The organism is Gleimia hominis, assembly GCF_002871945.2.
Lineage (GTDB): Bacteria > Actinomycetota > Actinomycetes > Actinomycetales > Actinomycetaceae > Gleimia > Gleimia hominis_A.
Window position 1 is genome coordinate 342,743 of the sequence record NZ_CP126963.1, and the last position, 13,060, is coordinate 355,802.

Annotated in this window: 10 protein-coding genes and 1 pseudogene; 5 read left to right on the forward strand and 6 right to left on the reverse strand. The window is 58.5% G+C overall.

What is annotated here, in order from left to right; translation table 11 throughout:
* Positions 1-9: 9 nt before the first annotated feature.
* Positions 10-2,521: pseudogene (gene secA, locus CJ187_RS01545) on the forward strand (preprotein translocase subunit SecA); the annotation flags it as partial.
* Positions 2,522-2,805: 284 nt separating this feature from the next.
* On the opposite strand, the gene CJ187_RS01550 reads toward secA, so the two are convergent.
* Positions 2,806-3,309, reverse strand: a complete 504-nt coding sequence (locus tag CJ187_RS01550) for an Rv3235 family protein (RefSeq protein WP_102216054.1) — start codon at positions 3,307-3,309, stop codon at positions 2,806-2,808.
* Between the two features lie 44 nt (positions 3,310-3,353).
* On the reverse strand, positions 3,354-4,292 hold the full coding sequence (locus CJ187_RS01555; protein WP_146003058.1) for a LysM peptidoglycan-binding domain-containing protein: 939 nt from the start codon (positions 4,290-4,292) through the stop codon (positions 3,354-3,356).
* Between the two features lie 218 nt (positions 4,293-4,510).
* Between CJ187_RS01555 and CJ187_RS01560 the strand changes: the two genes are divergently transcribed.
* Complete coding sequence (locus tag CJ187_RS01560; protein ID WP_284667750.1) at positions 4,511-5,059, forward strand: hypothetical protein; 549 nt, start codon at positions 4,511-4,513, stop codon at positions 5,057-5,059.
* Here CJ187_RS01560 and CJ187_RS01565 read toward each other — a convergent pair.
* Complete coding sequence (locus tag CJ187_RS01565) at positions 5,056-5,268, reverse strand: helix-turn-helix domain-containing protein (protein ID WP_102216051.1); 213 nt, start codon at positions 5,266-5,268, stop codon at positions 5,056-5,058. The two genes, CJ187_RS01560 and CJ187_RS01565, sit on opposite strands and share 4 nt — an antisense overlap.
* 144 nt (positions 5,269-5,412) lie before the next feature.
* On the opposite strand from CJ187_RS01565, the gene CJ187_RS01570 reads away from it, so the two are divergent.
* The 3 genes from CJ187_RS01570 to CJ187_RS01580 are packed head-to-tail and all read left to right on the forward strand — an operon-like array spanning position 5,413 to position 7,859.
* Entirely contained in the window at positions 5,413-6,051 is a 639-nt protein-coding gene (locus tag CJ187_RS01570; RefSeq protein ID WP_158237708.1) for a hypothetical protein, read from the forward strand.
* Between the two features lie 46 nt (positions 6,052-6,097).
* Positions 6,098-7,402, forward strand: coding sequence for an AAA family ATPase (locus tag CJ187_RS01575; protein WP_158237707.1), 1,305 nt, complete (start codon positions 6,098-6,100; stop codon positions 7,400-7,402).
* A gap of 40 nt (positions 7,403-7,442) precedes the next feature.
* Positions 7,443-7,859 carry a DUF6912 family protein gene (locus tag CJ187_RS01580; RefSeq protein ID WP_102216049.1) on the forward strand — a complete coding sequence of 139 codons (417 nt, stop codon included), beginning with the start codon at positions 7,443-7,445 and terminating at the stop codon, positions 7,857-7,859.
* A gap of 73 nt (positions 7,860-7,932) precedes the next feature.
* On the opposite strand, the gene CJ187_RS01585 is transcribed toward CJ187_RS01580, so the two are convergent.
* The 3 genes from CJ187_RS01585 to hisN are packed head-to-tail and all read right to left on the reverse strand — an operon-like array spanning position 7,933 to position 13,058.
* Positions 7,933-11,103: an AAA family ATPase gene (locus tag CJ187_RS01585; protein WP_102216048.1), complete on the reverse strand. Its 3,171-nt coding sequence runs from the start codon at positions 11,101-11,103 to the stop codon at positions 7,933-7,935.
* Positions 11,090-12,247 carry a metallophosphoesterase family protein gene (locus tag CJ187_RS01590; RefSeq protein WP_102216047.1) on the reverse strand — a complete coding sequence of 386 codons (1,158 nt, stop codon included), beginning with the start codon at positions 12,245-12,247 and terminating at the stop codon, positions 11,090-11,092. Before CJ187_RS01590 ends, CJ187_RS01585 begins: the two co-directional genes overlap by 14 nt.
* A gap of 7 nt (positions 12,248-12,254) precedes the next feature.
* Positions 12,255-13,058: a histidinol-phosphatase gene (hisN, locus tag CJ187_RS01595; protein ID WP_102216046.1), complete on the reverse strand. Its 804-nt coding sequence runs from the start codon at positions 13,056-13,058 to the stop codon at positions 12,255-12,257.
* Between the last annotated feature and the right edge of the window lie 2 nt (positions 13,059-13,060).

Sequence of the window (13,060 nt, forward strand, 5' to 3'; positions counted from 1 at the left end):
TGGAGAAACGTGTCTATTCTTGACAAGATTTTGCGAATGGGTGAAGGGCGTGTCCTGCGTAAGCTCGAGCAGGTTGCAAAGCAGGTGGACGCCCTTGAAGACGACTTCAAAGCTCTAACTGATGAGGAACTGAAGGCGAAAACCCCGGAGTTCAAAGAACGCCTCGAAAACGGGGAATCGTTAGATGACCTGATGGTAGAAGCTTTCGCCACCGTCCGTGAAGCTGCGGACCGCGTATTGGGGCTGCGGCCCTTCCACGTCCAACTGATCGGTGGGGCGGCGCTGCATCAAGGTAACATCGCAGAAATGAAAACGGGTGAAGGCAAGACCTTAGTGGCCACCCTTCCCGCGTACCTGCGGGCACTGTCCGGCAAAGGCGTGCACGTTGTAACCGTGAACGATTACCTCGCGTCATACCAGTCAGAACTAATGGGACGCGTCTATCGCTTCCTCGGTCTAACCTGCGGCTGTATCCTCACCGGGCAAAGCCCATCAGAGCGGCGGGAACAGTACAACTGCGACATCACCTACGGGACAAACAACGAGTTCGGTTTCGACTACCTGCGCGACAACATGGCCCAGCGCCCCGAAGACATGGTTCAGCGCGGCCACAACTACGTGATTGTCGATGAGGTCGACTCCATCCTGATTGACGAGGCCCGGACCCCACTGATTATCTCCGGCCCCGCCACAGGAGATGTGAACCAGTGGTACCGCACGTTCGCGGACCTGGTTTTGAACCTCAACCGGGATAAAGACTACGAGGTTGACGAGAAGAAGAAAACGGTTGGAATTCTAGATTCTGGTATTGACTATGTGGAGGACCAACTGGGGATCTTCAACCTCTACGACGCCGCTTACACGCCGCTGATCGGGTTTTTGAACAATGCGATTAAAGCAAAGGAACTGTTCAAACGCGACAAAGACTACATCGTGCAAAACGGGGAAGTGCTGATTGTTGACGAGCACACGGGGCGTGTCTTGCCGGGCCGGCGTTACAACGAGGGCATGCACCAGGCGATCGAAGCGAAAGAGCGTGTGGAGATTAAAGCTGAAAACCAGACGCTTGCAACGATTACGCTGCAAAACTACTTCCGTCTCTACCCTGAGGGGTCGCGAGCGGGAATGACGGGTACCGCAGAGACGGAAGCAGCGGAATTCGCGTCCACCTACAAAATTGGCGTGGTGCCCATTCCGACCAACCGTCCGATGATTCGTAAAGACCAGCCGGACGTGATTTACCCACGGTTCGCGTCGAAAATGAAAGCGGTTGTGGATGACATTGAACGCCGGCACCAAGAGGGTCAACCTGTGCTGGTGGGCACCACGTCGGTGGAGAAGTCCGAGTTGGTTTCTCAACTGCTGCGGGAGCGGCACATTCCGCACGAAGTGTTGAACGCGAAGCAGCATGAGCGCGAAGCAGATGTCGTCGCGATGGCTGGGCGTAAAGGCGCGGTGACGGTAGCGACGAACATGGCTGGGCGTGGTACCGACATTATGCTCGGTGGTAACGCGGAGCACCTTGCGGTGGCGCAGATGAAAGATCGTGGTTTGGACCCTCAGGAGGATGCGGAGGAATACAACGCGTTGTGGCCGCAGGTGCTGGAGGAAGCTCGGGACGCGGTGGCTGCTGAACACGATGAGGTCACGGCGCTCGGTGGCTTGTACGTGTTGGGGACGGAACGGCACGAGTCCCGACGGATTGATAACCAGCTGCGGGGTCGGTCTGGCCGTCAGGGGGACCCGGGGGAGTCGCGGTTCTACCTGTCGATGGAAGATGACTTGATGCGCATGTTCAACTCCGCGATGGTGCAGCGGGTGATGCAGTCGGGTCGGTACCCGGAGGATCTGCCGATTGAGTCGAAGATGGTGTCGAAGTCGATTGCGTCGGCCCAGTCGCAGGTTGAGGCTCGGAACTTTGAGATTCGTAAGAACGTGTTGAAGTATGACGATGTGATGACGGGCCAGCGCGAAACTGTTTACGGTGAGCGGCAGCGCGTGTTGAATGGTGAGGACATGCGCCCGCAGATGGATTTCTTCATGGAGCACATCGTGTCGGGTGTGATTGAAAATCGGGTGAGTGAAGAAAACATCACGGAAGACACGTTGAAAGAGTTGGATCAGATGATGCGGACCCTGTATCCGGCGACGATTACTGCCAAGGAAGTGGCGGAAGCGTCCGGTGGGGTGAACGCTGTCAGTCTTGCGGATTTGGAGTTTGAGTACACATCGGATATTAAGACGGAGTATCAGAAGCTTGAGGAGAAAATCGAGCAAAACCCGTTGGCGCAAGCGCAGTTAGGGGAGAATCCGATGCGGGAGTTGGAGCGTCGGGTGATTTTGGCGGCTGTGGACCGGTCGTGGCGTGAGCACTTGTATGAGATGGATTATTTGAAGGAAGGCATTGGGCTGCGTGCGATGGGGCAGCGGGATCCGCTGGTTGAGTACGCAGCTGAGGGCGCGCAGATGTTCACGGCGATGATGGATCGGATCCGGGAGGAGTCGGTGCAGCAGGCGTTTGCTTACGCGGGCCAGTTCCAGTTGGTGTTCGCCCAGCAGCAACAGGAGGCTGGGCAGAAGGAGTCGGAGCAGGTTGCGACGATTACGACGACGCCGCTGAGTGGGTCCACTCAAAATAACGTGATGGGTAATGTGGGTCGGCAGGAGATGGAGAAGAACCTGCAGACTTCTGCAGCCACGAATGAGGGCGATGCGGAGAAGCCGGCGCGTAAGCGGGGGAACCGGGCGGAGCGTCGGGCTGCGCGGAGGAAGAAGAAACGTTAAGTAGCGCGGTTCCGGTTGGGACTATGCGATTTCGATCGCGGTTGCGATCCATTGGCTCCGCCGGGCTTCCAACCGGATGCCCACGCCCCTGGTGTTCGCACCGTCCGTCACGATATGCGTTGTTTCGTAAGTTCGTGCGCTGATTGCGCACACGCGGCTGGAACGCAACTGGGGGCGACGGATACGCATTGGGCCATTCAGACGGCGGGCGAGCGCTACCCTGCGGTCCAACGCGGTGTACAGGTTCGGCACCATCCATCTTTCTAGTGCGCTGGCGCGGCGGCATCCGAGCATAGATTCGATTACAGCTAGCGCTAGGGCGCCTGACCACCGAGCGGGTTCGGGTAACTCCACGCGCTGCAGCCATGGGCTAGCGGTTTCTTCTGGCCGAGAGTAATCCCACGAGACGTCGAGGTTAAGCCACGGAGAGTGGACTGGGGCTGGTCGGACTGGTTTAGTTACTGCGGCGCGCGGCGGGATGCGTTTGAAACTGCGGATAGGAGTGGTTGTTACCGGGGCGGTCATCGGGATTGCCTTCCTGAGTGTTAGTGATTGTGATGGTAGTAGCATTACTGGTTGCTACCTCGGTCGATTACGAGTTCGGTGCCCGCGTAGATTAATGAGGGATCGTTGCCTATAGCAGCTTTGTTCTGCTGATAGATCCTCTGCCATGCGCGGGATATAGCTGCTTGCGTCTGTGCTCCACACTGTTCTTGCGCGATAGTCCACAAAGTGTCGCCGTTTTTGACGGTGTAGGTGAACGAACTTGCGGCCCCTGCGTTGGCTGCGCAATCTGCTGAAGCGCCTGCAGTGGTGGAACCAGCTGTGCTAGGAGCTACCAGATTGCGCGCGGAAGACGCGGACGAGGAGCCGGAGTTAGACCCGCCTGAGGGAGCGGACTTCGAATCGGCAGAGGAGGGGGAGATAGAATCGGCGGGATTGCCCTGTTCAACCGCGGTGCTCGCTACGTCCGCTGGGTTTGTCCCCGCGGGCCACATAAGGTCGACGCTATCGAGTGCGAACGCGGGCGTGACCATACTGGCGCTCAATGCGACGCTAAGTACCGAGCGGCGCAACAGTTTGCGCGCCAGTGGACTCAGGAAGCGGGAGGACAGGACCACGCCAACACTGCGCTGCCTAGTGGTGAGCAAAAACTGTACGTAGAACAGTGACAGAGTCGTCCACAAAGCCAGCACCCACGCACCTACGGAAACCGCGAACACAACCACGGTAATAATCGGGGCGTTGAGGCTGAACGCGCCTTGGACGAGGACGTCAGGAGAGCGTAGTAGCGGGAGCGCGCTGGCCCCCGACCAGACTAGAAGGACAGTGAGAACCGCGGTGAATAATGCCATAACCACGGCTATGCGTCCCGATACGAACGGGGTTTCCTCCAGTGTTGTCGCCGTTCGGGCGCCGACTTTGGCAGCTTTGACGGGCACGGTTGTGGCTGCGGCGGGCACTGTGGTGGGGTGAGTGAACACGGTGCGTTTTCCTCTCTGAGCCAAGACGCGGCTCGTATACCTGTGGGCTCCCCACGTTAAACGGTGGTTATCGTGCGGATGCCGGGCTGGCACTGACGGGACGAACCTGCTTGAAACGCCTAGGCTCGGGCTTAAATCCCTACCGGATCGTTTCGGTTCGTGTCAGTTCGTTGTGTTTATGGTTACATCGTGAATGTGGGTTGTCAAGGTGTGATCCAGGATTCAAGATCAGGTGGGAAACTGTGGGGAAAGTGAGGGCAGTCATGTGTTTCAATGAGCGTATGGAACTAAGCGGACTCATTGACGAGTTAGAAGAAACGTTTTCAGCTGCGCGCAGAGCGCAAGAACGCGAGGAAGTTTACGAGTTGGCGCAGGCTGAGCTGACGGACATAACTCTTGTCGAACGGCTCCGCTCAACTGTTGGAAGCGAAGTTAAATGCATTAGTGACACTGGAGCGCAGGCTCAGGGACGGCTGTTGCGGGTAGGGCAAAACTGGGTGCTTTTAGACCAGGCTGGACGGCAGGTGCTGGTGAACTTGTCGAACTGCAGCGTGCTCGAAGGAGTGGCCCGACACGCGAGTGAAGCGTCAATACTTGAGCGGAGACTGCCGATGAACTCCGTGCTTCGGTCTTTGATGCAAAATCGCCAGCGAGTAAAAATAGCTGTTCAGCAGCTGTCGATCGCCGGTTGGATAGGAGCGGTTTACGCGGACCACTTTGAAATCCGTAGCGCAGAGCGGGCCTATACTGTTCGGTCCGAATCGATTTTTAGTTGCGAATGCGTGCTTTAGGACGCTTCGCCAGCTTCGATTCTCTCTCGCGTTACCGCGTACTGGCGTTCGATGTATTTTTCGAGTTCGCTTGCTTCTACCCGCCACTGCCGCTTACCTCCAATTTGGATTGCAGGTAGCTCACCTGAGGAAACGAGCGCGCGCGTGGCGGACATGGATAAGTTCAGGATCTCTTTAACATCGGCCAGGGTTAAAAAACGAGGTTCCATACGACAACTATCTCACTTTATGCCAGTAGGTGCGAGTCTATGGCAGTTACTGTGGATAACTGCGGTTTCGCGGTTGCGTGAGCAGAATGTGGACGGTTTCTGTGGAAAACCACTAGGCCGCTAATTTTTTGGCATGATTTAACTATGAGTGCGAAGAAGCGAAATGCCCCAAAGCTCGCGTATTCAAAAGGCAGGTCAGTACTGCGCGACCCACGATTCGTTATTGGTTTGATAATCGTGGTGATATCTCTAGTGGGAACCACGTTACTCGTGAGGCATGCGCGCAGCGGTGAAGCCCTGTATTTGCTGCGAGAAAACGTTGCGATGGGGCAGACGATTGACGAAGGCAAGCTGGAAGTAGTGGATGCCCGGCCAGAAACCCACGTGTACGTAAAACGCGGAGCGCTACCAAAGGGAGCGGTGGCAACCCGGTCACTATCCGCCGGCGAGCTGCTTCCCCAATCTGCGGTGTCAGACAGTACCGCTCAAGGCCGGCGGCAAGTGGTGGTGAACGTGTCTGGCGATGTACCTTCTTCCGTGAAAGTGGGATCTGCCGTTGAAGTTTGGCAGGTGGAAGACACCGCGGTTGACCCGGCCTCGCACCAGGAAGCAGCAAAACCCCTGTCTGGGGACGCCATCGTGCTGGGAGTACATGAGCCAGGTAAGGGCTTATCTATTCGCGCGGGACGGGCAGTGGAGGTGTCCGTACCAGAAACGGACCTACCGGGGGTGTTGGCAGGCATGTCGCAGGACAAGAACCTCGTGGTTGTGCCACGAAATTAAAGCGCAAGAGGTTAATCGCAAAACTAACGCGGAATCTGGAGTAGGAATGAGCGTTGAAAACGTCATCGTTTGGTTAACCGGTGATTTCGAAGCGGACGTGGTGGCGGCGCTAAATCAGCAAAGCGCCCGATACCGCGTAGCACGCCGATGCGCCGACAGGGGAGAAGTGGAAGCCAGTGTCCTCGCGGGCGTGGGACGGATCGTTCTTCTCGACGAGCTGTGCGGTATCGATAGTGCATTCGTGGAGGCACTGCACGCCGCACACGCACTGGTTCTGCTGGTGGTCACAGATACTTTAGCGACCCCATCATTTGGGGAGGACGTGCGCGTTGAACGCACGAGTGCGCACGAACTACTGGAATCCTTGACGTTGGCGATTCGCGAAGACTTACGCGGTGAAACCACGGTTAGCCCAGGGGTGGAGCGGGAGCCAGAACCTCAAGCGGATAAAAACGGGCAAATGGTAGCGATATGGGGAACGGCGGGAGCGCCAGGGCGGTCAACAATCGCGGCGAATCTGGCGCACTGTGTAGCTAGCCTGGAACGCCATGTGACCCTTGTGGATGCGGATACGACGGCGCCCGCACTGGCAATAATGCTGGGGGTAGAAGATGGGGGATCTGGCTTGGTGCGGGCCTGCTCCCTGCAAAACCGAGGAATGTTAGAAGTCACGGAGCTAGGGGAGTTGCGTGAAAAACTGGCGTCGCGCCTGACGATCCTAACTGGCCTGACGCAAGCGGATACGTGGCAGACACTCAGGTCAGAGGCAGTGGCGCAAACCGTGGAGCAGCTGCGCTACTTCGGTGACGTGATAGTGGATATAGGAGCGGGATTCACGGAAGCGGATCCGGCGCAACTGTCGTTCATTCCCAGCCGCGAAGACGTGAACTTAGAACTGCTACAGGCAGCGGATCGGCGAGTGCTCGTGGCGAAAGCAGATGCGGTGGGGCTGACGCGGCTGAACCAAGCGTTAGCGCAGTGCAAAGACGCGAGTGTGGATATCGACCTGGTGGTCATTAACCAGGTGCGCAACGCGGCCAGTGGGAGCCGCTCGCGCAGGTCGCTGATCACGGTCGCGCGTTCTATTTGCCAAAACATCCCGTTCGAACTGATTGACGCCACGCCGGCAGTGGATGATGCGGTTTTGAAAGCAACCACAGTCGTTGAAACCGCGCAGCAAAGCTCTTTTGCGCGCAGCATCACCCAGATCGCCAGTCAACTATTTGACGTCACACCAGTTGAATCCAGTGGGCCGCAGCAAGCACCTAAGCGGCAAACCAAACCCTGGTGGAATCGCCTGCGGAAGTGGGCAGAGGGGAAAGGCGCGGAAAAGACTGCGAAACACGGATGACATCTAGCTGCTCTCTTGAGACTCGTGGCACACTGTAGCCATGCGAGTTTTTCTTCCCATCACCGCCCAAGAACTACAGTTGTCCACACCCCCGCAACGGGAATACTATGCTCCCAAAGCAGATGCGACAGGTGCAGCGGACCAGGAAATAGCAGAATACGAAGCCACCATGGAAGCGTGTTTAGCATCGCTTGAACTCATCCGCGACCGAGGGGACTTTACGCGCCGCTGCGTACTCGCAGTTGACCTGCCGAATCAGGGGCCAATCCAATGGTCAGACGTGGTGGCGATCCTGATTGACGATCCGCACGTGAGTTCCCTTGTGAATGCAGCGTGTCAGGCGCAAACACAAGACGCAGCGGACAAGGCGGTGGCCGCCTTATATAACCACCTTCCCCTGTGGTACGACATCAGTGAACGGGAACGACTGATCTACCAGGTTGGCGCGGACCTGTAGCCCCGCTCAACTCGTCCAAAAGCAACTCAGCGCAGATGTTTCGCAGTGGTTACGCGCATCCCTTCGGCAGTAGTTACGCGTACACTTTCAGCGTGGAGTAGCGCTGGCCCGGCGCTCGCATAACGTGGATGCCATCCGCGATCCGCTCCTGCATCTGCTCCACGTGCGACACTAGGCCAACGGTGCGGCCGCTATCGCGAATTGCCTCTAATCCACTCATCACCAGGTCTCGCGTGTACGCGTCGAGCGAGCCGAACCCCTCATCAATAATCATGGATTGGAACTCCACCCCACCTGCGGCACTGGACACAACTTCCGCCAACCCGAGTGCTAGCGCGAGGGACGTGTAAAAAGTTTCCCCACCCGACAAAGACAGGGGAGCGCGATCCGTGTCCGTATTGTAATCGTGGATCGCCAACCCCAACCCCACTTTGCTGCTGCGCGACCCCGGGTCCGACTCCACGCGCGCCAGTGCGTACCGGTCCGCGGAAAACCGGGCTAGAAACGGGTTCGCGGCCGCGAGCACGTCGTCAAACTGGTTGAGCAGAACCCACGTGGCTAACGGCACCCGGTTCCCAGCGTCGCTCGTGTCCCCGTTCGCAATCCGAGAGAACAACCGCACAGTCTGAGTCTGCGCCAACTCGCGGCGCAGCGCCTGCCATTCGCCGCGCCAACTTTGCAGCTCGGCTGCACCCCGGTGCGCGCGGTCCGCTGCGGTGGCCGCCGCATCTTGGGCTGCCTCCTGCTTGTCCTTACACGCTTGCGCAACGCGCGCGAGCGCCTGCGAATCCGGGAGCACGCACTCGCGTACCCCCGAGGTTTCCAACTGGTCCAACTCCTGGGTGCACGCGCGCACGTTCAGTTCGAACTCGTTGATCCGCGCCTCCAGCTCCTCGCTGTCCGCAGTGGTTAGGGACGCTTCCTGTACGGATTTAGCGGTGTCAAAAATACTTTCCGCAACGGCGCGCCGCATTTGTGCGGACGCGTTCTCAAACGATTGTTGCCCATGGTGGACCTCGTCGATTGCCCGCTGCAAATCCCGCACCTGCTGGCCAGCTAAGCGGACCGCGTCAATGTGCGCACAAACGCTGTCAAATGGGCCGCGCGCACCCCGCACAGCCGCTTCGTTTTCGGCAATGCCCTGGCTTATTTCTGTAACGCGTTGCGCTAACGCTTCGAGTTGTTCCGCGTGGTGCACCCGCCGGTCCGTTAAGCGTTCCTGCTTCCCCGTTATGCGCGTGAGCTCTTCCGACAGTGTCGCTAACTGCGTGCCGGCTTTGCGTGCGGCCTCCCACAGTTCTTGCGCACGCCCGCGCGCCTGCTCAAGTGCTGTTGCGGAATCACCCGCCACCTGATTCAAATCCGCAATCCGCTTAGTAATCTGCTCATGTTCGCTTCGTGCCTTCCCAAACGCCGATGTAGCTTTCGACGACGCGTCCGCGGCCTCCTGAAGATCCTGAGGAGAAACCACCAGGCGCTCACCCGTTACCGGAGCGGGATGCTCGGTTGCACCGCACACCGGGCAAGGCAACCCGTCTTTTAAGTACCCAGACAGGGCTAATGCGGAGTCCGCCAGCCACTTATTGCGCAGCTGTTCATACGCTTGCCGCGCTCGGTCATCTTCATGGGCGGTGCGCGATACTTCGTCGGCCGCATCTTGTAACTGCGGGATCAGCTCCTGCACCTCGCGTGCCGCCCGCAAGCGGTCGTCGAGTTGATTGCGCTTGGCCTCGCGTTGTTCAATCGCTTCCGACTCGGTTCGGGCCTGCTCCATTTGCGTTTTAATCTGCTCAATCTGCGGGGGAATATCGTCGAGTTCACGCTGATCTGCCTGCATTTGTTCGCGTCTGCGTTCAGCCTGTTCCCGGGCATCTGCCAGGCGTTCGCGCAACTGTTCTAACTGTGCTTCGTGTTCGGCGGCGTCTTCTAACCGCGTGAGCTCTTGCGCAAAGCTTTGATAAAGAGGGTCTAGAGTCTCGCTATTTGGCAGTTCAGCTTCCGTGGCATTTTCTGCCTGGCCGAGTTCTAGCAAGGAGTGGCCGTTCTCACCGTCGTTCGCGTGCAAGTCGTCGCCGCGCTCCTCGGCGCACTCGCGTGCGTATTTGCCCACCGCGTCGAGCAGAGCCGCGCTCGTTTGCGTGCCTTTCTCCCCACTGGTTTTGAACGCCGGCAAATCCGCAAGGTGCGGGGCAGAAGCGAGTTTGCTGTGCACGGAACTCAAGTGAGTGTTCGCGCGTGTAAGCTCGCTCTGTGCCGCCTTTGCCTGTTCAATATGAGGCACAATCGCCCGCGCTGTCCGCGCCCGGTTCAGCGTCTGCCGGCACTGCTCAATCTCTGTCTCGCGCGCACGCAGGCTGTGTAACTCGCGCTCCAACTCATCGGCGCGTGCCCGAGAGCGCTGGAGGGCACGCACCTGCTCGAGCGTGAACGCGGCCTCCCGATAGTTCTCCCGTGCCTGCTCGCGGGCAGTTGCGCGCGCCTGAGCCGCTATCTCTAACTGTTCTTGGTGATCCCCCAACCGCTTGTGCGCCGCATCGAAGTCTTCTTTCTCCAGCGCTTGCGCAAGCTCCGCATCCTCCCCGTCATGAATATGCGCCGCGAGGGTAACTAAGCGGTCTGCCCGCTGCTGTGTTTGCCGATTTGCCTCATGCGCCTTATCTAACAGCAGTTTTGTGAACGTTTCGAACGAGCGGGTGCGAAAAATGTCAGCCAGTAGCTCTTTCCGCTGCAGGGAGGAAGCGCGGATAAACTGCGCGAATTTCCCCTGCGGTAAGATCACTGTTTGCAAAAACTGGTCAAGACCCAGCCCAACTACGTGCGCAACCTGCTCATCAACTTCTCGCTTACGGGACGCGAGCGTCTCCCGGCCCACTACCTGCCCATCCACGAGCGTGAGTTTCGACAAAAAACTACTCGCAGGGGTCAAACTTTTGCGCCCTGGCTTGTGGTACGCGGGGGTACGCACCACCTCAAACACCCCGTGCGGGGTTTCGAACCGCAGCTGCACCAGCGTCTTCGTGTCCGGATCCGCGTAGGTCGAACGCAACCGTGAGTTAGAAGACGTGTTCTGCCCTGCAACCTCACCATAGAGCGCGTACGTAATTGCATCTATGATGGTGGACTTACCCGTCCCCGTGTTGCCGCGCAGCAAGTAGATTCCACTGGCTTCAAACCCGGTGAAGTCAATCGTGTGCTCGTTTGGAAACGGTCCGAGCGCACTGAACTTCAACTCAAGCAGACGCATTGTGTTCCTCTTTTCGTACTTGCTCCCACGTGTTTCGAACCAGACCCCTCTCGGAGGCAGATAGGTTTCGGTCCAAAGTCGTTTCAAAGAACGCTGCTACCAGGTCCGTTGGGTCCAGGTTGCGGCGCTGCGGCGCATGATCTACCGGTACCGTACCTGTGTGGCGCACCACCAGGGCGGTTTCGAACCGGTTCTTAACCTGCTCGTACGCGCGTTCGGGGCGGATCGGATCGGTTAACTCAATGGAATAGAACGCGTTTGAAACTACCGGCTGATTCAAAACCTCCTGTAGGGAGCCACGCAAGTTCACCAATTGGTACGGCTGAGGGACCGGCACGGTACGAATCGACACGTCTTTGCCGGTAACCGTCACGATAGTGGTGGAATGGGCGTAGTTGGCCTCAGAGAACGAGTACGGCAGCGGGGTGCCGCAGTAGCGGATTGGAGTGCCGCCGGCTTGCAGCTGCTGGGCGCGGTGCAGGTGCCCTGCCGCTACGTACGCCAACTGGGAGCAGGGCGCGTGGCTGCCCATTCGAGCAAACGTTTCCGGGTAGCTCGCTTGCGAACCACCCACCGCGATGTCACGTTCGGACTCACTGGTTTTACTGCCCGCCACGAACGCATGCACCATCGCGATCCCAACCCCACCGCGGGCCGACAGATCCGCGTCAATGCGCCGCAGAGCAGCTGCCATCACATCGTCGTGGGTGCGCGGCAACGGTTCGTCTAATGAAGGTGCCAGTTCGAAACGTGCCTCATCGGGTTCTAAAAACGGAACCGGGTACACGTGCACGTCACCGAACGAAACCGGGGTCCCCACCTGGGCACAGCGAATAAACACGCGCACCCGATCCGTGTACAGGCTCGACCCGTACCCTAAACGCACGGGCGCGTCGTGGTTTCCAGAGATCATCACCACCTGAGTCAGTTCTGCCAGCTGCCGCAGCGTATGCTCAAGCAACACCATCGCCGATTGCGGTGCGATCGCCCGGTCAAACACGTCCCCGGCTAACAAGACCGCGTCGGGCCGCTCGTGAGCAACCAGGTCGACGAAGTGGTCTAAAAACTGCTCTTGAAACCGCTGCAGCGGATAGTTCGCAAGTGTGCGGCCCAAATGCCAATCAGACGTGTGAATGAACTTCATAGCCGGCCTACTGTGGCTCGGGCCAGTTCAGAATGCTCAACACTTCGTCGTGGAAGTGGCCGTTGGACGACAGGGCAGTGCCACCCCACGGGCCGTCATCACCGAGTAAGGACGTGAACACGCCACCGGCTTCTTGCACCACCGCCACCGGTGCGGCCATGTCGTAGGCCTCCAACTTCGGGTCCAGAGCAAAATCAACCGCCCCTTCCGCCACAAGCATGTGAGACCAAAAATCACCGTAAGCCCGGGTGCGGGCCGTGCGCTGCGTGAGCGCGTTGAACTCTTCGAACCGCCCGGCTTTGCGCCAGTTGTCAAGGGACGCATAAGACAGGGAAGCGTCCTCTAACCGGTGCACATTGGACACGTGGATTTGCTTGCCCCGCAGCAGGGACGTCCCCGTGTACGCCCCCTGTCCTTTCGCTGCCCACCAGCGCCGCCCCAGGGCGGGCGCGGACACAACTCCCACTACGACGTCCCCGTCCTCAACCAGGCTAATTAGCGTGGCCCACACGGGCACGCCGCGAACAAAGTTCTTTGTGCCATCGATCGGGTCAATCACCCACACGCGCGTGGAACGACCGGTTGTCCCCATTTCTTCGCCGTACACGCTGTCGCGCGAACGGGCGGTGGATAGTTGCCGGCGGATCGTCTGTTCCGTTTGCCGATCCGCAACTGTGACGGGGGAGTGGTCGGATTTTTCTTCTACCCGCAGGTCTGTTGATTGGAAATAGGATGTGGTGACGCTATCCGCCTGGTCTGCCAGCACGTGCGCCAACCGCAGGTCATCGTTGTAAAGGTTGCGCTGATTCATAC